The sequence below is a fragment of the Fortiea contorta PCC 7126 genome (genome assembly GCF_000332295.1).
GTDB classification, from domain to species: domain Bacteria; phylum Cyanobacteriota; class Cyanobacteriia; order Cyanobacteriales; family Nostocaceae; genus Fortiea; species Fortiea contorta.
In genome coordinates this window covers 776,971-803,420 of sequence record NZ_KB235930.1, presented here as the reverse complement: position 1 = coordinate 803,420, position 26,450 = coordinate 776,971, and the positions used below count along the sequence as shown (strand labels likewise).

Sequence of the window (26,450 nt, the reverse complement as noted above, 5' to 3'; positions counted from 1 at the left end):
CAAATTATTTGACGAATGGCGATTAAAATGACAATACCATTCGCATTGTCCCACTAAATATAGCACCATTTGAGTCTTGATTGCCGGGATTAGTAATAACTTGTATTAAGGGAGTGATGCGGATTTGGTCGCTGAGGGGAAAATTATAGAAAGCTTCAAAATTAGTCTGACTAACATTGCCCACAGTATCAGCGATAAACGGTTGACCAATGGCAATACCAGCGATCGCTCTTTTCACAAATAAATTAGGAAATGCTAACCCAGCCATCCAATAATGGGAATTAATATCCCCCACTGTGGTATTGGGATAAAAACCATAGCCGTAGCGTCCGAATACACCAAAGCGATCGCTTAATGCGACATCAAAATTAATCCCAAAAACATCAAAATCGCTGCCGAAAATTTTACCACTACCATACTGCAAACGCACAGATGAGGTACGACTCGGTGCGTATTCTAATTCCACTATTCCTTGGTAAGGGTCGCCAAATAAGCCCCCTTTCGCACCACCACCAATAGGAAATAGTCGGATATCTTCAGGTCTACCACCACCAAAAACTTGTGCATTCTCTGGTAAAGCATTTTCGCCATCGCCGGCGATGTATACTGCTCGTAGATGTACAGATCCGCCACCTGGATTCCAAGCGATCGCCCCTCCTGCACCTCTACCTCTAGGAAACAGGATAAAATTATTCACAAAAGCTTGAGTGAAAAAATCGAGAAAACTGATATTTGCATAGCGATTTTTGTCCACAAAATCCGGTGCTGTCATGGAAGGGCCGATAGTCACACTCAAATCTGGAGATACAGGCCAGGTGTAATAAAGACGCGCAACACTCAATTGGTTATCTCTACCGGGAATTGAAAATTCTAAAGTGCTTCCTAGGTTAGGTTCTAAAAAACCACCCGCGTTATCATCCGCACCGTCGCTACCAGTTATTAAGCGGACTTGCAATAAATCTTTACCTGTGAAACTGGTATTTAAATTGAGAGAAACTCTGTAAATTAAAGTTGCATTTGGGTCATTTTCGCTGATGAGAGCGCCTCTAGGAGCGATAATGCGATCGCCTGTAAATCCCCCTATATTCGCCGCGAAGATTACTTGACCTGATAGTCTTGTGGTTGTTGAGAATTGATTAGCTGCTAATTCTGTCGAGCGACTTTCTAACAAATCAATTTGCGCTTGCAAAGTACTTAATTCCGCAGCAAATTATTCTTGGACTCGCTGTAATACTGTTAAGTCATCTTGGGAAAGAGCATCTGCTTTCCCCTCAGCCACAAGTCGATTAATTTGCTCCAGAACTGCATTTAACCCAGCAGCAAATTCATATCTGCTAATTGCCCGATTACCGCGAAATGTACCATCAGGATAACCCGAAATGATTCCATATTGCTCAATCAGCGATCGCAGCGCCGAAAACGCCCAATCTGTCGGTTGTACATCCGAAAACTGACTCACCGCTGGCATTTGAGCCACAACAGCCTTGTCTTTGAGTATCTCGGCGTCAGTGAAAAAAGATTCCACTTGCGCCATAGCAGGTGAAATAGTCGCACCAGCTATCAAGTTTAGACTGCTAATCAACAGCAATTTGAACAGAAAATGACTTTTAACCTTGTCCAATCGGTTTTTCTCACTATTTGAGCATTTTTTGCTTTTACCTCCCCTAAATTAGCAAAAAAGGGGTAACTGTGCTCAAAATTTTGCCCAAACAAACCGCCTCTACCTACACTCATAACCGGAGAACGCCTCAAGGCAATTATCCAATAACTATAAAGACGTGACATTGCAAAGTCTCTAAATGGGTTTCAGGTAAACCATAATTAAATCGTTGATAAATCTTGTCCCTAGCCCCTAATCCCTAACCCCTCTTCTCCAATTAAATCTAATAAATAGGAGTGAATAGCTTCGATACTATGAATATCTTGCTCATCACTCCCGAACAACTACGTGTTGAACAGCTGTTATACATACTTGAACTATATCGTTCACAAATTTAGTTGTCCTCTAACCAAAGAAGCTATCCTAGTTAAGCCATCATGTGTCTACATACACAAATACTTCTTTCTCAAAGTCAAATAGCAAGTCTAAAAAAATACATTTAACAAAAAATTGTATTCAAGCTCACAGAGCAATTTAAAATTAGGCTTATACCTTTAGTAATAAGCACCTAGTTCTTCTGGTAGAAGTTGGTAGACATAATACTAGTTAAGCTGTTGAGTAATCACAGTATACAGCTGATTGTGTTGGGAATTATTCTTCACAAACCAGCTAAAATTCTTGTCAGTATCGATAGCATTCATGAAAGATTGATTTTTCCAGAAAAACACCAGATTAGTCACCTAATGATGTGAAATTGTGAGAAAAATTAAGATAGCACACCCTACATCGGGATAGCTGGAGGAATGCTGGTAACACAAGCATTCAAAAAAGGGAGTGGATTAATTATGGATTGGTCTAAATACTTACAGCAATTGCATGATTTTGTATTATTTAAATACTCACAACCGCCATATGTTCTACTTGTGATTGGCTTACTAATTACCCTAACTTGTAGTTTGCCATTTGTGATTACGCTACGACAACGGGTAAAACAATGGGATAAGAATCATTCTCTTGTGATTCTATCTCGATGGGCAAAGTTACAGTTGTTAATTCCGTTTTTAGGTATAGCTGCTGGTGTTTTTATAGCTTTCGGCGCCATGTTAGAAATTTTTGGACTACCGACTTTACCTTCTTACCTGATTTCTCTACTAGCTACTATTTTAATTGGCTCATTAGTATGGTCAGAAATCGGCGTCATCTTAGGTCGGCGTCTTTTACGTTCTTACATAACTGACTTTTCAGAATTTTTTCATCAAAGATAGAAACAGTCGATAGCTGTCAGCTATAAGTCATGCACTCAGCGCTCAGTCAAGACAAGATTTCCTGTGTGGTGTTAAGAGTAATCATAAATCAGTTTTTTCACCTGTATTATGATATATCTGAAATTACTACGTATGATGAATAAATAGATGTTGCTCAAGTTAATTTGAGTATTAATTTCCATTTTTAAAAAATAAATCCGATGATCATGAACCTGTAGACATACTAAAATTTGTCAAAATTATTGCTCAGTTTTACGTAGCCAAATCTTGATCTTCGCTTTGTCAGTAAATCCCAGGAATTGAAGGTGAACATAGAAAAATTTATCCAACGCGCAGAAACTCTACATACACGTTTAGCAGATTTATACCAGACTGCTAGTGTACTACCTTGGATTCCGCCTGATATGCTGCCACAAGCTTTTAAAGAACTCTATAGTACCTCTAGGATGGTACAGCTAGCGGCGGAAGAACTGTATCAGCAAAATGAAGAACTCATCCAAACGCGCAATTTGTTAGAAACGGAACGCCAACACTACCAAGAGTTATTTGAGTTTGCGCCGGACGCTTATTTAGTCACCAATACAGACAGCGTTATTCAAGAAGCTAACCAGCCCACAGCGCAATTATTCAAAATCTCTAAGCAATTACTGTTGGGTAAATCTTTAATTAATTTTGTCCCTACAGAAGAACGTCAGCGCTTTCGTAATGAACTTATTCAATTATCACAATTACCACCATCCCATAGAGTCAGAGAATTAGTTATTCGCTTGCAACAAAAAAACAGCGATTGCTTTGATGCGGCTTTGACAATGGCGGTTGTTCGCAATCAACAAGGAAGAGTTATTGCTATTCGTTGGCAAATCAGAGATGTCACCGAGCGCCACCACCAAATAGAATCTGCAATCGTCAAGAATGACAATGACCTCAGCCAAAATCGCTCGATACATAAATATTCTAAAGGTGAAACAATTCCTCTCAACCCATTAGTAATTTGGTACGTTCGCCAGGGTTTGGTTAAATTAAGTACATTTTGTGAAACAGGCGAAGAAGTGCTGATTGGGCTAGCGACAACAGGAATGGTTTTTGGTTCTAGTATGACATCTTTACAAATTTACCAAGCAACTGCTCTTGCTGATGTGGAATTAGTATCTATTTATTTAGCAGAAATCGCTGTTTCACCGATGCTGAGTTGCGCTATTTTACCAAAAATCAATCAGCGATTACAGCAGACAGAATATTTTTTAGTGATTGCTGGTAAACGGCGAGTGCAAGAGCGCCTGCACCATCTTTTCCAATTTTTGAAACAAGAAGTCGGTGAACCTGTAACTGAAGGAATTCGTCTCAGTGTGCGCTTAACTCATGAAGATATTGCTAGCGCCTGCTGTACTACAAGGGTGACGATTACACGTCTGATTAGTAAGTTACAACAACAAAGATTAATTAGTTTTGACGCAAAAAAACATATAATTTTGAAAGGTTTTGGTGAATAAACTAAGTGTAGATGTTTGGTTATATTTTGGCGTTGGATTTGGGTACCACGGGAAACCGTGCTTTTGTGTTTGACACGGAAGGAAAGGTGGTGGGGCGAGCATACAAAGAACTGACACAGTATTATCCTTGTCCTGGCTGGTTGGAGCATGACGCAGAGCAAATTTGGCAAGATACTTGCACTTTGATGCAGAGTGCTCTGGCTGAGGCGCAAATTACCCCAAAGGCGGTGGTCGCGCTCGGCTTGACTGTACAGCGGGAAACCTGCTTGATTTGGGACAAAACGACTGGAAAACCTCTGCATCGGGCGATTGTTTGGCAAGACCGCCGCACTGCGGCTTTTTGCCATCAATTGCAAGCTCAGGGATATGCACCGGAAATTTCCGATCGCACTGGCTTAATTATTGACGCCTATTTCTCAGCTACTAAAATCAGATGGTTGTTAGACCAGTTTCCTGATGTTGACCGGCGTCATCTCTTAGCTGGGACAATTGATAGCTGGGTGTTGTGGAACCTTACGGGCGGTAAAGTCCACGCCACTGACCACAGCAACGCCAGTCGCACGATGTTGATGAATCTCCAGACTTGTGAGTGGGATGAGCACCTACTTGATTTATTCCAGATTCCAGCTCATATCTTGCCTCAAATTCGCCCCAGCCTAGGGGAATTTGGGGTAACAGATGCCTCTGTGGTCGGCGCTAGCATCCCGATCGCGGCAATTTTGGGAGATCAGCAAGCGGCTCTATTTGGTCACGGCTGCGATCGCCCTGGTTTAATGAAATGTACTTACGGTACTGGTACTTTTTTAGTAGCTCACACTGGCACGGAAATTGTGCGATCGCCACAACAATTAATCTCTACAATTGCTTGGACACAAAAAAAAGATGTGGGTTATGCACTGGAAGGCAGTATGTTTACTAGTGGCGCTTGTATCCAATGGTTACGCGATGGGATGAAAATCATTAACTCGGCGGCTGAAACCGAGTTGATGGCGAATCAAGTACCCGATAACGGCGGAGTCTACTTTGTCCCAGCATTCAGCGGACTCGGTACACCATACTGGGATATGACCGCGAGGGGAGCTTTTTTCGGACTCACCGCTAGAGTCCAACCGCAGCATTTGGTACGGGCTGTTTTAGAAGCGATCGCTTACCAAGTTGTGGAAGTAGTACAGGCGATTAATGCATCTAGTAACACGCCGATGAAGCGACTAACCGTAGATGGTGGTGCTTGCGAGAATAATTTTCTCATGCAGTTCCAAGCAGATGTGCTAGGAATTCCCATAGAACGCCCCACAATCCGCGATACAACCGTACAAGGTGCAGCATTTGCTGCAGGTCTAGCCGTGGGATTCTGGCTTAGTTATCCAGAGCTACTCCAGCAACGTCAGATAGACAGAGTGTTTGAACCGAGTCAAGATAGAGATAGAGTCTTGAGAAACTTTGCCACTTGGCTAAAAGCAGTGCAACGCACTCTGAATTGGGTAGATATTGCTATGAGTTAGGGGTAGGGAACTCTTAACAGTTTTATTCCTATTTTTTGACCCTTCAACCGGGCTTTTTCTCCAGTGCCAATTTTACATCCCAGGTATACAAGCCGATTTTGTCTGGTATTTTAGAAAATCGTCCTGTGCGATAGCCTCTGGACAATTCATTGAGCACTTTGCTTTTAATTTCTCTGGTATCCTCCGCATCGATATCGCCATATAATCCGGCGATTACTTCTGCTACAGTGAAAATTTTTCCCGAATTTTGTTTTAAAAGAGAAGAGATAGCATCAATCAAAAATTGACCATCAAATGGTCTCAGCATCGGGACTATTTTTGTCTTGGGAAATACCAGAGGTTTTTTCTTGGATTTAACATTTTTGACATTACCGGAAGTAAGTAAACCTAAATCTAGAGTATAACAACCGGGTTCTTCAGGGATACCATACCAAGCGGTTCTTTCTCTACCTTGTGTTAGAGAGGATTGAACTCTACCTTTAACGACTTTGAATACATGGGGGTCTAACTCACCATAGAGCGATCGCACAATGAAGTCTATATGACACACAGTACCAATGTGTTCTTGCAATAGTTTCTTGATAGCTTCCATCCGAGTGAGATTTTGATATTCTGGCAGCATCGGAATATCTAATATCCTGCCAGAATGATCGTGATTTTCTGCAGATGTACTTAAATTCAAGTACTCGTTGTTATTAGTAGGAAATGGAGAATCATCTATCTGCAAATTGTTTGTCTTTGTGGGTTCTGACCCCTCAGACTGCACCACATCAATATCAGCAATTTCTGCAGGAGACAGAGACAAACGCGGTTCACCAGCAAAAGGTCTAGCGGTTTCCGGTACTGCTTCTAGTATTGAAAACTGGTTATCAGTCTGTGAAGTTGACCAACTAGATAACAAAGCTTCCACATGCTCCAGCTGCTCGCGCGCCTGTGTATATAAGCGTTCGTACTCTTGAGTCATGCGGGCGTAATGCTCTCTGAGTTCCAATAATGGCGAGAGGAGAGTATCGGGAGGTGCTTCTAAGTGTCCTTTTAAATTCATGCTTCAATCAATCCAAATCAGAGGTACTTTTGTAAGTCATGGGCCGGGGTTTAGCTTTTGTCACTTGGGGCTGTGGTTTTTTCGGTGCTTGGGGAGGGCGACAAACCTCACAATATAATGGTCGAGTCCCAAAAGTTTCGCGCTTTGTAGGTTCGTCGCACTGCTTACAGACAAAGTTGAACACACGAGTATGAATCTCCCTTTTATGCGCCCTGACAGTGTACTCTCTAACATCAATTAACTTACTAGCCATAATCTCCAGTTCCGACGAATATTTGTCCTATCAATATAGCTATTCAAGCAAATCAAATAGCATCAGTGTGTATTAACTTGCCAATTTTATTAAAATAAACTATTTGGTGTCTGTATATCTAACCGAAGATTATGAATTGTAAAGTATGTAGACGCGGAGCGGTGAGGGAGTCGCAGTCTTCGACGCCACTTGCTAAAGAGCGGAAAGCCTTCTGGTGGACTTGGCGCAGGCTAGGGTGAAGAAGTATGAAGTATGAAGGATGACGGGTGAAATTATTTACTTATGGCTGTCGTTGAGTATTTTATGACATAAAACCAATATAAAACCCAGACACCAAGCTACTGAGTGTGGTTTTGTCTTCTGTTGCTAGGCTGGGTTTGTGAAATGATGAAGTTATATCAAGCTATATCTCTGGGCCGAGGAATTCAGTCTTTACATTCACAAAAATTCAATGAGGTATGAGCTTAATTTTCACGACTAATTCGGAAATCATTTGTTACATACCAAATTTACTGAACCCAGGAGTCAATTATGGCTACTCAAAATGTTGACCTAGATACTACCATTTCTGCCTTACAAAAAGGTCTGACCTCAATCCCTGTTGAGCAAGCTATCGCTGTGATCAATAGTTGGCAACAACAACTACAAGGAACTGATCTGGCTGAGGATTTGGATGAGCTAAAATTGGCACTATCGAATAGCAGTAGCGATCAAGCGGCGATCGCTGATATTCTTACTGATTTAGGGGAAGATACCTCCGAAGCTGCTACCAATGCTAACCCTGATATCGCCTCGAAGGTACGCCAACTAGCACGGCTACTATCCCAAGCGGGTCAGTCTTTGAGATAATTCTAGGGGCTAGGGGCAATGTTTTTCCCTAGTCTCTAGCCCCCTATTTTCAAGGCGAGTATGATGAAAACCTGCGACTGGATTGTTGTTGGTGGTGGAATTACTGGTGCGACGCTAGCTTATGAGTTAGCGAAGGTAGGTTTGGCGGTGCTGTTGTTAGAGCAGAGTGCTACACCGCAGAATGCAACCCGCTTTAGTTACGGTGGTCTAGGATATTGGTCGGCTACCACACCACTAACTCGTCAGTTGTGTACCGAGGCGATCGCTCGCTATCATATTTTATCTCTAGAGTTAGACGCTGATATCCAATTCCGGGAATTAAACTTAGTACTGACTGTTGACACCGCTAGCGACCCAGAGGCGACAGCTACGTTGTATGCTGGTTGTGCGATTCCACCCCGCTTGATCAGTGTCGCCGAAGCTTGTGAGTTAGAACCGCTGCTGAATCCACAAGCCATTAGCGGTGCTTTAACCGCTAAACATGGTCATATTCATCCAGGGAAAACAACCCAAGCTTTGAAGCAAGCTTTCTTACGCGCTGGCGGTGAAATACAAATATCTCCAGTCTGGCAAATACTGCCCAATATTGTCAAAACTACTAACGAAGTTTATCACGGTGCAAATATTGTTGTCTGTGCGGGTGGACTCGGCCGACAGTTATTAAAATCATCTGGTATTCCCATTAAAATTTATTTCACCCATGGGGAAATTGTGGAAACGCCACCTGTAAATCTGCAATTACGCACTTTGGTGAGTCCGGCTAATTTACACCGTTTTCAGTTAGAAGCTATATCAACTCAATTTGAGCACTTGTGGGATGAACCGGGTAATGAACCCGTATCGCCAATTTTAGATGCGGGTGCAATTCAGTTTGCAGATGGTAGTTTGCGTTTGGGTCAAATTAGCCGCATTCTCACAGATACTCAAGCTCAAGTTGACGCTGCAGCTAGTGAAAAATGGTTACGAGAAAGTGTTGGTCAAATATTACCAGCTTTAAAAAATTTACCCGGTACTTGGCATCATTGCTTAGTACCTTTTAGTGGCGATCGCTTACCTTTAATTGGTGCTATCCCAAGATTTGAAAATATTCATATTTTCTCTGGATTTAGCAATTCTTTGACAATAGTACCACCATTAGCAAAGCGATTTGCTGACTTTGTTACTGGTAAGGAAGATGAGATAATTACTCAGTTATCACCGCAAAGATTTTTATAGCGGGGAATAGGGAATAGGGAATAGGGATTAGGGATTAGGGATTAGGGATGAGGGATGAGGATTGAAAATCACTTTGTGTAAGCGTTTTATCTTTAGTTCATGTCCTAACCTATGTGCCTACCTCTTACTCTCTGCGTCTTTGCGCCTACCCTGCGGGAAGCCGCTCCGCGTCTATGCGTGAGACAAATTCATATTTCCAATTCAGCAACGCCCTTTATTTTCTCCCAGCTATTTAATTAAATCTGCAGCTTCTTGTAATAGCTGATTTTGTTCTCCTTTAATTGCTTCCAAACGGCTGGAAATTTCTGCTAATCGTTGTTGTTTATTGTGATAAATATTTGTAGAGTTTTTAGATGGTAAAATTGCGAGGTTTTTAGTGGTTTTTGGTGCGGATAGGCTACTGAGCTTAAATAAAGGAAACAAGCTGGCTTTGATTAAAGTTTGAAGTAATTTTAAGGGAATTTGAATTACTGACCAACTGACAGCTATGATTAGACGGATAATTGCTGAAATAATGCTCCAAATTAAAGCTAAAATAAAAAGCAGCAATATAAAACTAATGATGGGATGATTAGCTGCCCAATTGAGGATGTGCAATAAATTTAAGAAGATTGGGTGTTGTGCTAACCAATCATTAATCTGAGAAGCGATCGCTGTTTTTAATGCTGCTGATGTTGTTTGCTGAATTTGTTCGGCAGTTTGCAGGCTTTGTGATAGGGATTCTTTGGCTTGTTCTAAAGTTGTGCTCGCTGCTTGTGTTGCGGTTGTTTTTAAAGATTCGCCGACTTGTTGTGCAGAATTCGTGATGGATTGAACACTGGTATTGACTAAATTTTGCGCTTGTTGCCAGTGCTGCACAACTGTGTTGGGCAAATGTATGTCTATTTGAGCAACCATATGACATTCTACCACTACTAACTAAATAGACATATCCAGAAATTAATTATGGGTGATCTCAAATATTGGTAGAGACGCGAAAGTTCACGTCTCTAGATTCACTTTTGGATATGTCTGTTAATACGATTATAAAAAACGCCAATCTGTAGGTGGAGTTTTTCATAACTCGATTTAGCTATACTAACAGCTAATTTTTAAACAAATCCAAATCTGTGACTGCACCAACGCTGCTAGAAGATACCAATTTAGCGTATTTCCCTAATACACCTTTAGTGTAACGTGGGGCGGGGGCTTGCCAATCAGCGCGGCGCTGGGCTAGTTCGGCGTCGGATATATTGAGTTGCAGTAGACGGGATGGCGCATCTATAGTGATGCTATCGCCTTCTTTAACCAGAGCGATCGCACCACCCACCGCAGCTTCCGGTGCAACATGCCCAACCACTATACCATAAGTACCGCCAGAAAATCGCCCGTCGGTAATTAACCCGACAGTATCACCTAAACCCGCACCGATGATGGCTGAGGTGGGGGCGAGCATTTCCCGCATACCGGGGCCGCCTTTCGGTCCTTCATAGCGGATGACGAGGATGTCGCCTGCTTGGATTTTCCCTGCCAAAATTGCATCTAAAGAAGCTTCTTCTGATTCAAACACTCTAGCAGGGCCAGTGATTACAGGTTTTTTTACCCCGGTAATTTTCGCTACAGCCCCTTCTGTCGCTAAATTACCTTTAAGAATCGCTAAGTGACCTTGAGCATACATTGGGTTGTGCCAAGGACGGATGACATCTTGGTCTGCGGCTGGTGTTTCTGGGATATCTGCGAGGACTTCGGCGATGGTTTCGCCGCTAATTGTCAAGCAGTCCTCGTGTAATAATCCATGTACCAACAGCATTTTCATCACTAGGGGAATTCCCCCGACTTTGTGCAAATCCGTGGCTACATACTTGCCGCTGGGTTTCAAATCACACAACACTGGCACACGGGCACGGATAATTTCAAAATCATCGAGTGTGAGTTCCACACCCGCAGCGTGAGCGATCGCCAAAAAGTGCAAAACGCCATTTGTGGAACCACCCACAGCCATGATTACAGAAATTGCATTTTCGATGGATTTGCGAGTTATAATCTGGCGGGGGAGTATTTGCTTGCGGATAGCTTCTACTAAAACGGAAGCTGATTTTTCCGTACTGTCGGCTTTCTCTGCATCCTCAGCCGCCATTGTTGAAGAATAAGGTAGACTCATCCCCAAAGCTTCAAAAGCCGAAGACATGGTGTTGGCAGTGTACATTCCACCACAAGAACCAGCACCAGGACAAGCCAGACTTTCCACTGCTAAGAGTTCGTCGCTGTCAATTTTACCGGCGCTGAATTGACCTACTGCTTCAAAAGCACTGACAAGAGTTAAATCTTTGCCGTTGTAGTGTCCGGGTTTAATTGTCCCACCATAAACAAAGATAGCGGGAATATTCATGCGAGCGATCGCAATCATTGCCCCAGGCATATTTTTATCACAACCGCCAATCGCCAAAACACCGTCCATGCTTTGTCCAGTACAGGCGGTTTCGATGGCATCTGCAATTACCTCCCGCGACACGAGGGAGTATTTCATTCCCTCGGTTCCCATTGAAATTCCGTCACTAATGGTAATTGTACCGAACATCTGCGGCATTGCCCCAGCGCTTTTCACCCCAGCTTCTGCTCTTTGCGCTAGTTGATTAATCCCCATATTGCAGGGAGTTATAGTACTATAACCATTGGCAATACCCACAATGGCTTTATTAAAATCTTCATCCCGAAAACCAACTGCACGCAGCATAGCGCGATTAGGCGCTCTCTGCACCCCTTGAGTGACAACTTGGCTTCTTAAGTTCTCCGACATCTTTTTTCCTTGTGTGCCATGATCGCAACTGTTGCGATTGTCTTTATTGATTTTCTCAAAAGACGGCACTTTATAAAACATAAGTCTTTATACTTAGTTGGGGAATAAAGGTGATATTAATTTAATTTTTTTTAACGCAGAGGTGCGCTGAGAGAACTTGCGTGCGCGGGTTTCCCGCGTTGAGCAAAGTTCGGTAGGTGAGCGCAAAGAGAAGTCGGAGCGGCGGCTTCCGCCGTTAGCGCAGCGGTAGCGAGTCCGCGAGCGTCTCTGAACTTCGGTGGGTACGCGGAGGTTTTTTAGAGATATTTAGCTATGTCTCAAAATAATATTTAACTTACCTGAATCCTTGCTTGGGCAGAATTCAGGTAATTTCCAGAGACTTTATTGAGAGTTTTTGGGGTTTTTTACTAGCAGCCCCTACACTGTTTAAAGTCCGCCAATGATACCACCATCATTACGGGTAATTACTACTGTTGCAGAACGGGGGCGTCCTTGGGGGCCGTAACCTTGGCTATGAGGCCAGTTGCTGGTCAACGTAGGATTCGCTTTATTACCACCATCACCTGGGTGCTGGATGTTAATGAACATAGTTTTACCATCGGGTGTGCTGGTAACACCAGTTACTTCGCAATCTGTGGGGCTGGTCAAAAAGAGTCTCACTTGTTTGGTATTGGGGTCAACACAGGACATAGTGTTACCACCAATATTTGCCAAGTCACCTTTACCATCACCTGCGTGGTCAGTTTGAATCCACAAGCGACCGAAGTCATCAAACCACAGACCATCTGGTGAACTCATGTCGTCACCATTGATGTTACCAACTAAATTTGGCTCAGTCCGTTTGCGATCGCCTGCTTCTAGGAAAATATCCCAAGAAAAGGTAGTAGCTGTCACAGTCCGTCCAGTCTCACGCCAGCGGATAATGTGTCCGTAGCGGTTGTCAGGACGGGGATTAGCCGCATCGACGGGAGGACGCGCACCACCTGCACTTGTTGTTCCATCTACATATCAGTACTTCGGCTTTGTAACCTTCAGGAACACTAACCAAGTCTTTTTCTAGAAGTCCGGTAGCTGGGTTGAGCAGATTTGGTCGGATGCTCTCAAAGCCAATACCGCTAAATCCAGATCCTGCAGGGATAGGAGCAGCCTGCATAGTTTTGAGAAAACCACCAATTGTCACATCGCCCAAAGATGTCAACACTGATGTTCCCACAGCGGTCATGATGAAACGCCGACGCTTCATTCCCATACGCTCAATCACGTCGCGGATTGATTCGTTACCAGATGGGTTGACTGTTTGATTGTTCTTAGGGTGAAAGCGACCTTTCATTTTGAGTTTTCCTCTCTTTTAAGGTTATGAAGTTATGAGGTAATTAATCTCTTGATAATAATGAAAATCTCGTCAAAAAAACTTTGCATCTTTAATAATTACTCAGTTGCTTTTGGGAGATTTGCCGTGATTCCAATGACTAATATCCTTCGGGTAATGGCAAATCAAGACCAGCTTATACGGCTTTGAGGTCTACGATAATTGACAAGATTTTAAGACAGATTTTAATTGGCGAGTATTAACATTAGGTTATACAGCGCTTAATTTAATTTTATTAAAAATTCTTTTTTATATAAAAATATGTTTTTACACAGAGATTTTGCTTGGTTATCAAAAAAAAACGAAATAGCCCAAAATATATACTTTGGGCTACACATTGAAATCTATATTTTCAAGGCAGGTCTAATCAATTTTGCATCACTACATTGATTGCTGGATTGCGATTAAAAAAACCTCTAGGAACTAGCTTAAAACCTACTCGATGAGTTGGCATTACAGGCCAGTCTTCTGGTTTGGGAACGTGGGTAACTCCCATCGTGTACCACATTACAATATCTTGATTTGTTAAGGATTGATTATCAGCAATATATTGAGGTAAACCCTGTCCAGGCTGAGTTTGGTTGGGATAATTACCACCTGCATAAAGTTCATTTGGTTGATATTTCGTCACCCAAACATGGTGAGTTGCAAAACCAGCTTTTTGGCGGATATTTGCACCTTCTACAGGTAAAAATATACTGTTGCTTCCTGGCATTAGCATATATCCAGTTGCTGCCCCTAAGCTATTCTTTTTGTCTGCACTGACAATCATCCATTCTCGACTTTGTTTCATGTCCAAGTCCCGCACAGCCGCAGTTTCTGTGGTTAGCGGGGTTTCTTGAAGTGCGATCGCATTTCCCCATGGGTTATCCTGATTCATAGGTAAGGCTTGCACATTCATTTCCATCACTGAATTAGCCTGACCATCAACATCTAAATCTAAGCGGTAATTGAAAAAGTGCTGATGATTTACACCAAAAATATTCTTTGCTATTAAGCGCCCATAAGGATTATTTTCAGATTGTTTTTCTGCAGCGGTTCCCTGGGCTAATACAATACCTGTCAACTCATTTTGAATTTCCAATGTCCCGTCTTGATGAAAAATCCAATTGAGGCTGTAATCATAATTGTCAATCGCCGCCGTCATGGTCATGACTAATTCTCGACGCCGCCGCACATCGTTTCGTTGAGTATTATATTCATAATGCTTCCAGAGCATACCATGATCTCGCTCGTAAATCCCAATCATTCCTGGTATGACTGCTGGTTCTCCTTTTTCATTAGCCAAAACCGCGTCTAATAATAAACCATTCTCAGGAATTTCTTTTCCTAATTCCATTGTGTTAGCAAGAGAACCGAAGTTGTATTCCCCTACATCAAAAGCATTTCTAAAAGCCCAATTAGGTTGAGGGTCGCCATAGGGAACTACCATTTCTGAAAGGCTAGCGCGGTATAGAACTGGTCTAATTTTCTCTCCATCTTTGTAAGTTACTTGATACAATACTAACCCATCACGGGGATGCATTATATAACGAAACTTCCAACCTTGCCAACTAACTTCATTGCCTTGAATTTGAAAATTTTTACCGTCTGGTTGCAGTATTTTTAACGCTTTTAATGATATCAGTGATTTACTATTATAATTCCAATTTTCCCTAGAAAAAGGAACTATCCCAGTATCTACAAAACTAGCAATTTTATTGGTATTTAAATCCACATTGGCAATTACACCTTCAATTGGGCTGCCGTAATAATTACAACCAGTTTTATAATAAGATAAAGCTCGACAAAGACGATTACCTGCGTCTTGTTCTTGTTTATTTAAAATTCCCGGCGCCCAGCAACTAATTTGCACTCGATTAAAATCTGTAATTCCTCTTTTTCGCATCGCTGTTTGCCATTGCGGATCAGATTTAACCAGTTTATTTGCTAGTTGATATTCTAGATTAACTATTGCTGGTTGGACATTGGTTATCTGTTTCCAAAAACTTAAGGTTTTAGTTTTTAAATCAACTACACTTTCGTAGGTTTGGTTTTTTGCACGTTCATAGACTACCAAAAAAGCTTTTCTTTGAAAAGGTTGACCAGCAGTGAAATTGACAACCTCGGTTTTATCTGGTTCCTGTAAGGTAATTAAGGGAAAAACTGCCATTTCACTGAGTTTTTTATCCTGTTTGATAACTGCAACGGCTGTGGTGATTTCCGCTGTAGTTAATGCAGTTAAAGGATGAGAAATCTTTGGTGTTTGAGCAGATAATGTGACTTTAAATCCAATGAAGAAAGAAACAAAGACGATAAGAAAAATAACTAATTTAAAAAACTGTTTGAGGTGTTTAATCATTACTTTAGGGTAGGTTCAAACAATATAGAAATCTATGAAGAGGCTAACCCTAAAATGATATGTTAACCGTAACAGTAATTACCCACAGACTAAGCTACACTAAAACTTTGCAAACAGCGTTAAATGCTTTATCGTAACTAAGTTTTGGTGGAAACTAAAAGTTGCATTTTTGAGGAACGCGGAAACCGCGTCCCTACAAATAACCAACACTATGCTATGCAGAAACTAGGCGTCGGAGAGATTCAGCGCGGCGTTTAGCTGTAGCATTATTTGGCTGATATTTCAATGCTTCTTCGTATGTTTGTAGCGCTTGAGTAGTTAATTTTTTCCGCTCGTAAGCATGACCAAGGTTATTCAGCGCTGTTACATAATCTGGTTGATTTTTGATAGCTTCTTTATACTGACGAATTGCTAAATCATATTGCTCTTGGGCAAAGTGTGCATAGCCCAATCCGTTATAAATGGGGGCGCTATTTTCTTCTTTTTCTTCTTCAGCGGCTTTGAGAGCTTTTTGAAATAAAGCGATCGCTTGAGAATATAATTTTTTTTCTGAATAAATACTGGCTAACTCATAATACTCTTGAGTCGTGCCTTTTTCTTTATTCAATTTGCTTCGCAAGCGCGAGAGTGAGCTTTCAGTTTTGCGAGTTTTAAAAATTTGGCGAAAAACACTCACCACCGTAAATGCGAGTAGACCTACCAAAATTGAGAGATAAACGATCGCTAGATTGTTATCCATAGCCTTGAAATACAGGTATGCATATATACTTACGTATAGATGCTCTAACACCCATATTCTATCTTAGAATCTGATAGTCGCTGGGGGTTTTAAATTGTCTAAAAATCAGGTTTGATTAAACCAATTACCTGTGAAAGCGGGTGATAAATAATATCACAAAAATCCAACAAACACTCTATATATATGTAAAGCTGGTAGAGATTTTCATCAGATTCCAGACATGATTTTAGCTGGGTAGATGCCCTGATGAAGTTGTTATCTAGTTTCTATCTCTTGAATCCACTGGTGCTGTTACCTGACGATTGCGAGTCAGCATGAACTTTGCTAGCTCCAACATAAACTGGGAATTGGTCAACAAATAACGTTTCCACAGTCTTTGTGGTTCCTGAATTAAGCGATAGAGCCATTCTAACCCGGTTTCCTGTACCCACAGGGGAGCGCGTTTCCGCAATCCAGAGTAAACATCAAAGCTACCACCGACGCCAATAGCCAAGTTGACGCCCAATTTTTCCCAATTTTTCTCTAAAAAAGTTTCTTGTCTTGGAACTCCCATCCCAACAAAGAGAATTTGAGCACCACTTTGAGCGATCGCTTGTGCTCTTTGAGGAGCTTGATTTTCTTTAAAATAGCCGTCGTCGAAGCCACAAATCTTCAGTTGGGGATACTTAGACTGCATTTTGGCGACTGCAGCGCTAATTACTTGAGCAGTAGCCCCCATAATATAGATACCCAATCCCTCTTGTTCGGCTCTTTGGGCGATCGCATCTATCAAATCAATTCCTGTAACTCTCTCTGGTAAAGACGAGGGGAGAAACTTAGAAGTCCAAATTAGCGGTTGACCGTCGGCGACAATTAATGCTGCTTTACTAACAAAATTTTGTAACTGTGGGTGAGAACGCATCATCATTAAGATGGCGACATTCACCGTGCAGATATATCCTCTTTGACCGGATTTAATTAAATCAATCACCCAGTCCACAGTTTGAGTCAAGGTGAGGGGGTCAAAACCTGTGTTTAAAATCTGTACTCTATCTGTAACCTTGATACTTTTTCCTGTACCAGCTTTTTTTGGTAGTTCAGGATTGTGCTCTAAAATTGCTTGTCTGTTCATATGTGTGGTTTTGGTAGGACTGTTGACCCATCAATTAAAAACTCAGACTCGTACCAATGAGTGGATTTTAGATTGGGGATTTAGGATTAAACATCCTCACCCGCATACAGTTCCAAATATCTGAAACCATACAACCTATTCCCTTTTGGTATCAGTGTTCTCCTCTCTATCAAGCTTTTTGGTAGTTCCAGATGGTTCTACTAAATCGCTAGTCTTTTCATGATGGTGTTTGTAGCAGTAGTAGTAACCCATCAATAAAAAACTTTGTGGCCCAGTTGGGGTAGGACAATCGTGTGTATGTTCCCCAAATTGGTTGTGAACCCTTAATTCCACCCCGCATATTTAAATTAGAGGTATGAATATCTTGGGTGGACATGACATATTGCAGGCTTTTTTTAGCTGCGTCATAGTAGATGCGATCGCCTGTTTGTCGGAAAAGTTTGAGCCAAATGATCGCCATTTGACAATTACCAGTTAGACAGCAATATTTTCCTACTGGCTGACCTTTGCTATCAAATTGTCCAGGAATAAAGCCATTTGCTGTCACATGGGGAATCATCGCCATCGCCCCTGCTGTAGCTGCATCCAGATACTTCTGGTCATTCATCAAGTAACCAGATTCCAGCAAACCCCGCAACGCATAAGCAATGTTGTGGGTGAAGGGCGCATCACCGGCTCTAAAGGCGCATTGGTCAAACCATCCATCTTTTTGCTGGCTAACTGCCCAATCTAGATTAGCCCGCCCTACCCTTTCTCTATCTGTGCTCGGTCTAACGGTGTGTAGCTTCAATAACTGCCAAGCTACACGAGCATTATACACATGGGGTATACCTAGGTGGGTGTTCTTCGTCCAACGACCAGTAGCATCAGCCACCCGGACTAGCCAATCTCCCGCTGCTTCAGCCGCCTTGAGAAAGTCAGGATTCCCAGTTTCTTCATAGACTTTGATCAACCCTTGCAACACTTGACCAGTATCGAAAACAATCCCAGTTGCTCCGTAGCGAGGATCAGAAATAGAGCCGTCCTCATTCTGCACCTTAATCAACCACTTACAGATTGTGATTGTCCGCTCCCAAGCATCATTATCTTGCCTCTGTTTCGCTAAATCTAAAAAAGTTTCGGCAATGTAGCCAGAGGTTTCACGGTATGATTGCCGCCACCCGCCTTTGAGAGAATATCCCCAACTAACGCCATCATCAGGACTGGAGTCATGGGCACGCTTGAGCCATTGCACGGCGGCTTCTAGATGTTTTTCCACCTCATATACATTTTGAGGTTTGAAGAAGGCGTCTTTGATGGCTCTGCCACCAAAAGATTGAGATAAATATAACAATTCAAGCGGTTTTGAATTTGTGGGCATGTGGTTCTAACTTAATAATATGAGTAACCCTTGATTAAGGTAAGGTAAAAAGTTGAGTTTGATTATGATTTTTACATGAAGATAATGTATCATTTTTCATTATTCTTTTACGGAATTGTACTAGAATTCACACAATCTTTAAGCTATTACAAAAGACAAATAACACAGGTATAGTATTATCACTTAATTCAAAAGAACTTATTTATACAGATGAAAAATAAGCTTAATATTTTCTTAAGCAAAAAACTAGCTATATTCAGCGTTTAATTGCCAAAAATTTTTTACTGGTGATAAAAAAAAATAAAATAACTAGTTAAAATTGCTACTGTTTTTTATTTCCATCTCACAAAAAAAATATTGAAGCTTTTTTGAATTTGTGCGGCTGTTCTTGATGCGATCGCCAGCAAATATCAAGGTAATTTATGGTCAATAGATAATAAACTTAACTAGATTAAGAAATAATTAAATACCCTACAGAAGACGAAAGGAGTTCTTGCCTTGTTACCGCGCTCCCTTGGATGTCGCCGTCAAGGTAAAATAGCATAAAACCGACGTATTGACATCATACCAGAGAATTAGATCGCCACTACACCTGATCTCGTTCTAGATGATTAACCATTGCTCAGAGAAATCTGTTGTTTGAGGCGAGTTTGTAAGAGGTTGTTTTAAAAGTGATTGGCTGTGATTTTAATTACGTTGTTACCCCCCTTAGTCCCCCCTTATAAAGGGGGGAAACAAGAAAAATCCGGTTCCCTCCCCTTTACAAGGGGAGCCACTTCCGTGCGGGGGTTCCCCCCGTTGAGGAAAGTGGCGTGAGGGTTAGGGTGGGGTAAAAATATTTGATACATCAATCATGACTTTTAAAACATCCTCTAAGTCTGTGGTCAAATTGTCTTGGCTGCGTCGCGCTTCCCAAGCACCGGAGTGACGCCATCCGATTTGCCATTTTCCTTGGATATAATCTTCGTTGTCTGAGAGGGTACCTGTGTATTTGATGGGAGCAGGTGATGTGATGAGATAGCGTTTGGTGAAGCTAATTTGGCGACCGATAACTTTACCTTTTAGATAGGCTTCGCCTAAATAATTATCGTCTAGAATTGAGCCGCTCAAAGTTTCGCCACTTTGGACAAGGACTGCTTCAAAGCGATTGGGTATACCTTGTTGCCAATAAGTGCCTAGCCAAGTACCGTTGACATCTGCCATGATATTTTACCAGGACTGTTTTCTATTGCCAAAATTGTGATTTGAGCGATATCGCCTAACTTAGTCCTGTGGTCTGCTGTCCATCAAATTACTCATACCAATTCAAATAATCTTTGCAACACATTAATACTTGATCAGGGCGAACAACCGTACGCCCTACAATTGATCTGTCCCATTCTTTTTTCAAAATGGTATCACTTGTTTAAAACGGCTCTCGCATTGATTTTGACACTTTTATGTACTTAGTTGTACTCAATCGTTGGAAAAATTATCAGCTTTGGCAAGACACAACAGTGGATACTTGACTGGAAACCGTTATAGAGGCGTTGCAATTATAGTGGTGCTCTGTCACAGGCTTGACACGGCGCTAACAATAGATATTCGTTTGTGCTTTCACAAATAACCAATAACAAATAAAAAACTTATGAAAATTCGTCGTTGTTTGAGTGTAGCGGCTTTACTCACCCTTCTCATTGGCTGTTTACCCGCTCAATCCCAAGAACTACCTACCATCCAACTCGCACCGTCAATTAGTGTACATTTACTCTTAGGAAATCCCAGCAGCGCTAGTCCCACAAGCATCACACCAGATAATTACCTAATGGTCAAAAGCCAATATGCACTTTCCTATAACCGTAGCAAAGGAACAGCTAACTGGGCAAGCTGGCAACTTAACTCCTCATGGTTAGGAGACGCAGAGCGTCAAAACAACTTTCGCCCCGACAGCACATTACCCGTAGGTTGGGAGCGCGTCACTCCGGCAATGTATACTGGTTCCGGTTACGACCGAGGACATATTGCACCTTCTGCAGACCGCACCAAAACAAAAGAAGATAATGCAGCGACTTTCCTCATGACTAACATGATGCCCCAAAGTGCCGATAATAACCGCAACACATGGGGAAATTTAGAAGACTATTGTCGAGAATTAATCGCCCAGGGTAAAGAACTTTATATCGTCGCTGGGCCTTTCGGGAGCTTAGGTGAACCATTAAAAGGTAAAGTCACAGTTCCGCAAACAACCTGGAAAATAGTTGTGGTTTTAGACAAACCCGGTTCTGCACTTAAAGATATCACCGCTACCACTCGCATTATTGCCGTTAATATTCCCAATCAACAAGGAATTAACAGCGACTGGAGAACTTATAAAGTCAGCGTTGACGAATTAGAAAAACTCACAGGCTATAATTTTCTCTCGAATATCTCGCCCAATATTCAAGAAGTTATCGAAAGCAAAGTAGATAATTTATAAGCATTGGACATTCCCTGAGACATTTTCTTCGCACCCAAGCGCCAGAAAAAAATTACTTACGCACCAAGTCTAATCATTTACAAATTACGAATTATTTACAGCACTTTTCACGTATTTGAACCACATTCATTGTAGGGGCACAGCATTGCTGTGCCCGAAAAGCGTGGTCTATTTCCTGAAAATCGCTGTAATCAAGTTTCTACAACCTTAGTGGAAAGCCCAGCTAAATCAGATGATGGTGTGGTGCCTAAAATATAAACATCAATCTCAGTTTCGCTAAGGCGATATACTTGCGGGTTCTGCAAATTGGCTTTGATTACTTGCACAAGATTTCGGAATTTTTGTACAGTTTCTTTTTCCTCGGAACCATACCAATCTTCTTCTTGTGTAGCTATTCTAAAAAAATCATCAACTCCTACTACTTCAGTAGCGGTATCTGGAGGATGATTAGTTTTTTCTACAACTTTCTCTGGTGTGAGTTGGGCGACACCTTCCCAAAGAAACACCTCAAAAGGATATTCAGATTCGCTCATGAACAACAAATCATCAGCCGCTTGTTCCAGTTGGTTGATAATTTCAGAATTGGTATTAGTCATAGTAGTTATTATTGATTATTGGTTATTTGTCTAAATATGTGCGGACACAATAACTTTCCAGAAAAGATATCTGTAGAATTGCAAACTACTTTATGCTTGGATGATTAAGACTCTCAACCGTAGACTCACGGAACACAAAATAATATTTCTGTAAATTTGGGTATTATCCTCAGCATACCATCTTTAGTTCATGAGGCTACAGTGATGTTGACTTAACAATATTAAATTTTTATTAAAATGTCCAAACTTCTGGTTAGACAATATCACGCAGAAGTAGAAAAAATCATTCAATTTGGTGGTTCACGGAAGGAAACATCAATTCGTGTTGCTTTTCAAAATTTGGTTAATGAATATTGCAAACCTAGAGAATTTAGGTTGATTCCTGAACTAGATTATAAAACCCCCAGCGGTAAACTTGTTTATCCCGATGGGACGGTTAAAGATGCTTTGCGTTTGGATTGGGGTTATTGGGAAAGCAAAGACGAAGATGATAATCTTGACCAAGAAATTGAAAAAAAACTGGCGAAAGGCTACCCAGATAGTAATATTCTCTTTGAAGATTCCCAAACAGCAGTTTTAATTCAAGGTGGGCGAGAAAATCTCCGCATCTCCATGAAAGATGCTGAGTCTTTGGATGGAATCATCACCACTTTTATTAACTATATTCGCCCAGAAGTAAAAGATTTTCGCCGGGCGATTGAAATCTTTAAAGCTGACTTACCGACGATTTTAATTACTCTGCGAGACTTGATTGATAGTCAAGCAGATAGAAATATAGCTTTTCACAACGCTAGAGAAAAATTTTGGCAAATCTGCAAAGAATCGATTAATCCAGAAATCACTTTGTTGGATATTCGGGAAATGATAATTCAGCATATTTTGACCGAAGATATTTTTATCAATATATTTAATGAATCCCAGTTTCACAGAGAAAATAATATTGCGCGAGAATTACAACGGGTAATTGATACCTTTTTCACAGGTAGCGTCAAAAGAAATACTTTAGGTAGTATTGAGAGTTATTATGGTGTAATTAAAAGAACGGCTGCGAGTATTCACAATCACCAGGAAAAGCAGCGCTTTTTGAAGTCTCTGTATGAGAATTTTTATAAAGCGTATAATCCCAAAGCTGCTGATAGATTAGGAATTGTCTATACTCCCAACGAAGTTGTGCGCTTCATGATTGAAAGTGTCGATTATTTAGTGCATCAACATTTTGGAAAGTTGCTATCTGATAAAAATGTCGAAATTTTAGATCCAGCTACGGGAACAGGGACGTTTATCACAGAATTGATAGATTATTTACCGAAAGATAGTTTGGAATATAAATATCAGCAAGAAATTCACTGTAATGAAGTGGCGATTTTGCCTTATTACATTGCAAATTTGAATATTGAATACACCTATAAACAAAAAATGGGTGTGTATGATGAATTTGCACATATTTGTTTTGTCGATTCTTTAGAACATACATCTTTTGAGGGTAAGCAATTAGATTTATTCGCTATGTCGGTTGAAAATACAGAAAGAATCAAGCGACAAAATGAAACTGATATTTCGGTGATTATTGGGAATCCACCTTATAACGCCAGACAAGAAAATTTTAACGATAAAAATGCTAATCGGGTTTATCCAGAGGTCGATAAACGCATCAAAGAAACTTACATTAAACACGGGACAGCACAAAATCAGATTGTACTTTATGATATGTATGTGCGGTTTATGCGCTGGGCGTCTGATAGGCTGAGTCAAAATGGAATTGTGGCGTTAATTACTAATTCCTCGTTTATTGACAGCAGGACTTTTGACGGATTTAGGAAAGTTGTTTCCGAAGAGTTTAGCGATATCTATATTATTGATTTGGGTGGAAATATCCGCAGAGGAGATAAATCGGGGAGTGTTTTTGGTGTCAAGGTTGGTACAGCTATCAGTTTCCTGGTAAAAAAGCGGAAAGTCTGGGCGGAGGCTTCCTCGGATCAGAACTTTCCAAGAGAGCGGAATAATTCTAAAGTTAAGAGCAAAATTTTCTATTCAAATATTGCAGAAGACTCTGCAGAAGCCAAGCTAAATTTTTTGGCAAAAACACCATTTCAGCAAATGTCATTCGCACATATTCAGCCTGATGACAGAAACAATTGGATTAATTTATCAGATAATGATTTTGAGCATCTGATTCCAGTTATTACTAAGGATGTCAAAGCTGGAATAGGAGAACAAGCGATATTTAAATTATTTTCTAGAGGGGTAGCAACCCAACGCGATGAATGGGTATATGACTTCTCGAAATCTCAACTAGAGAACCGGATGAAGTTTTTTGTAGATGTGTATGAACGGAGACGGAGAACATCAGAAGAATTAGGGTTTGATATTAAATGGGATATGGATTTAAATAAATACTTGGAGCGAGGTATCAATAAAAAGTTTGATGCTGGCTCGATAGTTGAGAGTATTTATCGACCATTTACCAAGAAATATCTTTATTTTGATAAGCATTTTAATGGAAGAACTTATCAATTACCATCTATTTTTCCTAATCCTGATACTGAAAATCAGATTATTGGTTTTATGGGGCAATCTGAGGATAAACCTTTTACTGTAATTTCAGCTAATTCCGTTGTTGATCTTAACGCAGTTAGTCCCGCTAGTGGTGGTACTCAATGTCTCCCCCTCTACCGCTACGACAAAGAAGGAAACCGCATAGATAACATCACCGACTGGGGATTATCGCAGTTCCAAAACCATTATCAAGACGCAACAATTACCAAACTAGATATCTTTCACTATACTTACGCCGTCTTACACAATCCCACCTACCGCAGCAAATATGAAGTGAACTTGAAACGAGGATTTCCCCGTTTACCTTTCTACGCAGACTTTCACCAATGGGTTAGCTGGGGTGAAAAATTAATGAATTTACACATTAATTATGAAACAGTTACACCCTATAATTTAACTAGGGTTGATTTGCCCTGGGAGCCAGATAAAAACAAGACTCCCAAAGCAAAACTCAAAGCCGACAAAAATCAGGCAACACTAATCATAGACGATGTAACTACTCTCAAAAATGTTCCCCAAACTGCTTGGAAATATCACCTAGGAAATCGCTGCGCTCTAGAGTGGATTTTAGACCAATATAAAGAAAAAACGCCCAAAGATCCAACAATTGCAGCTAAATTCTCCACCTATCGCTTTGCAGATTATAAAGAACAAGTGATAGATTTGCTCTGCAGAGTTTGCACTGTTAGTGTGGAAACAATAGAAATTATTCAACAGATGGAATAGATTTTTCTGTAGTTAATAGCAATAGTCCCCGTCTTTAGGTCGAGTTTGCTCCCTTCCTCGTCGTATTGCGCCTATAAGCGTAGAAATATAAACGCAGCGTTTAGTTTTACCACCATAAGTACTATATAGTGTGATGCGTCTTAACTCTTGGGGATGACCTTTGTAATTAAATTGAACTTTGCTGATACCGTTTGATAAACGCAAAGTCGTTTCACTATCCAAGCGGATATTTGAGTCTAAATTATTCCAATCACTACTAGAAGCATTAACCGTGGCTCGATGAACTGACCATTGAAGTGTGTTATTTTGTTCACGAAAACTAACTTGCCAATTTAATTTTTCTTTGATAGCTTGAGTTTGAGCTTGACGCATAGCCACATAAATTTTATCCTGGGCAGTATTGAGACGCTGAATATCTACAAAAGCTAGCCAATTAGGAATAGCGATCGCACTTAATATCCCCAGTAGTATGACAATCACCAATATTTCTAGTAGTGTAAAACCACTGCTAGAAGAATTTTTCAATATATTTTTTGTTTTAACTAAATTTTGTAAATGCACACGTAATAAAAAATCTATTAATTTTATTGCCATTTGTTACCCAAATTGGTTATTTTTTACATTAAAAAATCAGAAAAGGTTAATCAATGCAACAAATTAATCACATTTAGCATCTTTAACAGAGCGTATTGAACCTAGCAAAGTTTCCACAATCACACAAGCTTTGGGAGCACTAGCATTGCGAGGTGCAAAAGTAATTTTACCCTTTTCTCCAGTTACTACAGAACCATCATGATTGAACCGAATTCGATAGTAACCACTATTAATAGGAGCTTGAACCATCGAAGAATTAAGTATTTTTATATTCTGAGATTTTTCAATCAAAGGTTCACCATTAGTCACCTGACAATTGTTATTTGCAGGGACACGTTGCACAGATGAAAAAACTTGAGTACCATTATCCCAAAAACAAGCTTGCCAACGCAATTTTTCTTTTTGGGCTTTGATTTGAGCATCTCGCAATGATGTCAAAGTTTTATTTTGTGCAGTATTTAATCGCTGTTGATTCACAAATCCCAGCCAACCGGGTACAGCGATGACTGACAAAACACCAATCATCAGCACAACAACAAGCATTTCTAATAAAGTGTAACCAGCCTCTGATTTTTTCAACAGTAATAACATCTTCATCTGTCGTCTCC

Annotated in this window: 20 protein-coding genes and 2 pseudogenes; 7 read left to right on the top strand and 15 right to left on the bottom strand. The window is 40.8% G+C overall.

Annotated elements, in window-relative coordinates:
* Window positions 1-22 precede the first annotated feature (22 nt).
* Window positions 23-1,468 (bottom strand): annotated as a pseudogene (locus MIC7126_RS0103800) (iron uptake porin).
* Between the two features lie 977 nt (window positions 1,469-2,445).
* On the opposite strand from MIC7126_RS0103800, the gene MIC7126_RS27075 reads away from it, so the two are divergent.
* From MIC7126_RS27075 to glpK, 3 genes are all read left to right on the top strand, one after another.
* Window positions 2,446-2,865, top strand: coding sequence for a DUF2207 domain-containing protein (locus MIC7126_RS27075; RefSeq protein ID WP_069108567.1), 420 nt, complete (start codon window positions 2,446-2,448; stop codon window positions 2,863-2,865).
* Between the two features lie 305 nt (window positions 2,866-3,170).
* Window positions 3,171-4,355, top strand: coding sequence for a PAS domain-containing protein (locus MIC7126_RS0103785; RefSeq protein ID WP_017651789.1), 1,185 nt, complete (start codon window positions 3,171-3,173; stop codon window positions 4,353-4,355).
* 11 nt (window positions 4,356-4,366) lie between these two features.
* A complete protein-coding gene (gene glpK / locus MIC7126_RS0103780; RefSeq protein WP_017651788.1) occupies window positions 4,367-5,857 on the top strand; it encodes a glycerol kinase GlpK in 1,491 nt (496 codons plus the stop codon).
* A gap of 43 nt (window positions 5,858-5,900) precedes the next feature.
* On the opposite strand, the gene MIC7126_RS0103775 is transcribed toward glpK, so the two are convergent.
* A complete protein-coding gene (locus tag MIC7126_RS0103775) occupies window positions 5,901-6,902 on the bottom strand; it encodes a hypothetical protein (protein ID WP_017651787.1) in 1,002 nt (333 codons plus the stop codon).
* Between the two features lie 7 nt (window positions 6,903-6,909).
* On the bottom strand, window positions 6,910-7,155 hold the full coding sequence (locus MIC7126_RS31805; protein ID WP_017651786.1) for a hypothetical protein: 246 nt from the start codon (window positions 7,153-7,155) through the stop codon (window positions 6,910-6,912).
* A gap of 531 nt (window positions 7,156-7,686) precedes the next feature.
* Here MIC7126_RS31805 and MIC7126_RS0103765 point away from each other — a divergent pair.
* Window positions 7,687-8,004 (top strand): hypothetical protein, encoded by a 318-nt coding sequence (locus MIC7126_RS0103765; protein ID WP_017651785.1) that lies wholly within the window; start codon window positions 7,687-7,689, stop codon window positions 8,002-8,004.
* Between the two features lie 63 nt (window positions 8,005-8,067).
* Complete coding sequence (locus tag MIC7126_RS0103760) at window positions 8,068-9,219, top strand: NAD(P)/FAD-dependent oxidoreductase (protein ID WP_017651784.1); 1,152 nt, start codon at window positions 8,068-8,070, stop codon at window positions 9,217-9,219.
* 228 nt (window positions 9,220-9,447) lie between these two features.
* Here MIC7126_RS0103760 and MIC7126_RS0103755 read toward each other — a convergent pair whose 3' ends face one another.
* From MIC7126_RS0103755 to MIC7126_RS0103715, 9 genes and pseudogenes are all read right to left on the bottom strand, one after another.
* Window positions 9,448-10,116: a hypothetical protein gene (locus MIC7126_RS0103755; RefSeq protein WP_017651783.1), complete on the bottom strand. Its 669-nt coding sequence runs from the start codon at window positions 10,114-10,116 to the stop codon at window positions 9,448-9,450.
* A 187-nt stretch (window positions 10,117-10,303) separates the two neighbouring features.
* A complete protein-coding gene (gene ilvD, locus MIC7126_RS0103750) occupies window positions 10,304-11,995 on the bottom strand; it encodes a dihydroxy-acid dehydratase (RefSeq protein ID WP_026100015.1) in 1,692 nt (563 codons plus the stop codon).
* A gap of 426 nt (window positions 11,996-12,421) precedes the next feature.
* Window positions 12,422-12,997: pseudogene (locus tag MIC7126_RS32390) on the bottom strand (PhoX family protein); the annotation flags it as partial.
* Window positions 12,948-13,325, bottom strand: a complete 378-nt coding sequence (locus MIC7126_RS32385; RefSeq protein WP_026100013.1) for a hypothetical protein — start codon at window positions 13,323-13,325, stop codon at window positions 12,948-12,950. The gene MIC7126_RS32385 and the pseudogene MIC7126_RS32390, both read right to left, overlap by 50 nt.
* 406 nt (window positions 13,326-13,731) lie before the next feature.
* Window positions 13,732-15,705, bottom strand: coding sequence for a primary-amine oxidase (locus MIC7126_RS0103735; protein WP_017651781.1), 1,974 nt, complete (start codon window positions 15,703-15,705; stop codon window positions 13,732-13,734).
* A gap of 214 nt (window positions 15,706-15,919) precedes the next feature.
* Complete coding sequence (locus tag MIC7126_RS0103730) at window positions 15,920-16,444, bottom strand: tetratricopeptide repeat protein (protein ID WP_017651780.1); 525 nt, start codon at window positions 16,442-16,444, stop codon at window positions 15,920-15,922.
* Between the two features lie 259 nt (window positions 16,445-16,703).
* Window positions 16,704-17,555, bottom strand: a complete 852-nt coding sequence (locus MIC7126_RS0103725; protein ID WP_017651779.1) for a WecB/TagA/CpsF family glycosyltransferase — start codon at window positions 17,553-17,555, stop codon at window positions 16,704-16,706.
* A 217-nt stretch (window positions 17,556-17,772) separates the two neighbouring features.
* The gene (locus MIC7126_RS0103720; protein WP_017651778.1) at window positions 17,773-18,915 is read right to left on the bottom strand and encodes a hypothetical protein; all 1,143 of its coding nucleotides are present in this window, start codon (window positions 18,913-18,915) and stop codon (window positions 17,773-17,775) included.
* A gap of 819 nt (window positions 18,916-19,734) precedes the next feature.
* Window positions 19,735-20,118 (bottom strand): hypothetical protein, encoded by a 384-nt coding sequence (locus tag MIC7126_RS0103715; RefSeq protein ID WP_017651777.1) that lies wholly within the window; start codon window positions 20,116-20,118, stop codon window positions 19,735-19,737.
* A 424-nt stretch (window positions 20,119-20,542) separates the two neighbouring features.
* Here MIC7126_RS0103715 and MIC7126_RS0103710 point away from each other — a divergent pair, with 424 nt between their 5' ends.
* Window positions 20,543-21,370 carry a DNA/RNA non-specific endonuclease gene (locus tag MIC7126_RS0103710; protein ID WP_017651776.1) on the top strand — a complete coding sequence of 276 codons (828 nt, stop codon included), beginning with the start codon at window positions 20,543-20,545 and terminating at the stop codon, window positions 21,368-21,370.
* A gap of 191 nt (window positions 21,371-21,561) precedes the next feature.
* Here MIC7126_RS0103710 and MIC7126_RS0103705 read toward each other — a convergent pair whose 3' ends face one another.
* A complete protein-coding gene (locus MIC7126_RS0103705; RefSeq protein ID WP_017651775.1) occupies window positions 21,562-21,966 on the bottom strand; it encodes a nuclease A inhibitor family protein in 405 nt (134 codons plus the stop codon).
* A 237-nt stretch (window positions 21,967-22,203) separates the two neighbouring features.
* On the opposite strand from MIC7126_RS0103705, the gene MIC7126_RS0103700 reads away from it, so the two are divergent.
* The gene (locus tag MIC7126_RS0103700; RefSeq protein WP_017651774.1) at window positions 22,204-25,248 is read left to right on the top strand and encodes a type ISP restriction/modification enzyme; all 3,045 of its coding nucleotides are present in this window, start codon (window positions 22,204-22,206) and stop codon (window positions 25,246-25,248) included.
* A 12-nt stretch (window positions 25,249-25,260) separates the two neighbouring features.
* Here the strand turns inward: MIC7126_RS0103700 and MIC7126_RS0103695 are convergent, their stop codons facing one another.
* Together MIC7126_RS0103695 and MIC7126_RS0103690 are read right to left on the bottom strand one after the other, a co-directional pair.
* Window positions 25,261-25,842, bottom strand: coding sequence for a GspH/FimT family pseudopilin (locus MIC7126_RS0103695; protein ID WP_017651773.1), 582 nt, complete (start codon window positions 25,840-25,842; stop codon window positions 25,261-25,263).
* A 63-nt stretch (window positions 25,843-25,905) separates the two neighbouring features.
* Complete coding sequence (locus MIC7126_RS0103690; RefSeq protein WP_154655823.1) at window positions 25,906-26,439, bottom strand: prepilin-type N-terminal cleavage/methylation domain-containing protein; 534 nt, start codon at window positions 26,437-26,439, stop codon at window positions 25,906-25,908.
* Window positions 26,440-26,450 lie beyond the last annotated feature (11 nt).

Bases quoted from the DNA above. Each gene is read 5' to 3' on its own strand.
- MIC7126_RS27075 (WP_069108567.1), top strand. From the start codon at position 2,446: ATGGATTGGTCTAAATACTTACAGCAATTGCATGATTTTGTATTATTT.
- glpK (WP_017651788.1), top strand. From the start codon at position 4,367: ATGTTTGGTTATATTTTGGCGTTGGATTTGGGTACCACGGGAAACCGT.
- MIC7126_RS0103775 (WP_017651787.1), bottom strand. From the start codon at position 6,902: ATGAATTTAAAAGGACACTTAGAAGCACCTCCCGATACTCTCCTCTCG.
- MIC7126_RS31805 (WP_017651786.1), bottom strand. From the start codon at position 7,155: ATGGCTAGTAAGTTAATTGATGTTAGAGAGTACACTGTCAGGGCGCAT.
- MIC7126_RS0103765 (WP_017651785.1), top strand. From the start codon at position 7,687: ATGGCTACTCAAAATGTTGACCTAGATACTACCATTTCTGCCTTACAA.
- MIC7126_RS0103760 (WP_017651784.1), top strand. From the start codon at position 8,068: ATGAAAACCTGCGACTGGATTGTTGTTGGTGGTGGAATTACTGGTGCG.
- MIC7126_RS0103755 (WP_017651783.1), bottom strand. From the start codon at position 10,116: ATGGTTGCTCAAATAGACATACATTTGCCCAACACAGTTGTGCAGCAC.
- ilvD (WP_026100015.1), bottom strand. From the start codon at position 11,995: ATGTCGGAGAACTTAAGAAGCCAAGTTGTCACTCAAGGGGTGCAGAGA.
- MIC7126_RS32385 (WP_026100013.1), bottom strand. From the start codon at position 13,325: ATGAAAGGTCGCTTTCACCCTAAGAACAATCAAACAGTCAACCCATCT.
- MIC7126_RS0103735 (WP_017651781.1), bottom strand. From the start codon at position 15,705: ATGATTAAACACCTCAAACAGTTTTTTAAATTAGTTATTTTTCTTATC.
- MIC7126_RS0103730 (WP_017651780.1), bottom strand. From the start codon at position 16,444: ATGGATAACAATCTAGCGATCGTTTATCTCTCAATTTTGGTAGGTCTA.
- MIC7126_RS0103725 (WP_017651779.1), bottom strand. From the start codon at position 17,555: ATGAACAGACAAGCAATTTTAGAGCACAATCCTGAACTACCAAAAAAA.
- MIC7126_RS0103720 (WP_017651778.1), bottom strand. From the start codon at position 18,915: ATGCCCACAAATTCAAAACCGCTTGAATTGTTATATTTATCTCAATCT.
- MIC7126_RS0103715 (WP_017651777.1), bottom strand. From the start codon at position 20,118: ATGGCAGATGTCAACGGTACTTGGCTAGGCACTTATTGGCAACAAGGT.
- MIC7126_RS0103710 (WP_017651776.1), top strand. From the start codon at position 20,543: ATGAAAATTCGTCGTTGTTTGAGTGTAGCGGCTTTACTCACCCTTCTC.
- MIC7126_RS0103705 (WP_017651775.1), bottom strand. From the start codon at position 21,966: ATGACTAATACCAATTCTGAAATTATCAACCAACTGGAACAAGCGGCT.
- MIC7126_RS0103700 (WP_017651774.1), top strand. From the start codon at position 22,204: ATGTCCAAACTTCTGGTTAGACAATATCACGCAGAAGTAGAAAAAATC.
- MIC7126_RS0103695 (WP_017651773.1), bottom strand. From the start codon at position 25,842: ATGGCAATAAAATTAATAGATTTTTTATTACGTGTGCATTTACAAAAT.
- MIC7126_RS0103690 (WP_154655823.1), bottom strand. From the start codon at position 26,439: ATGAAGATGTTATTACTGTTGAAAAAATCAGAGGCTGGTTACACTTTA.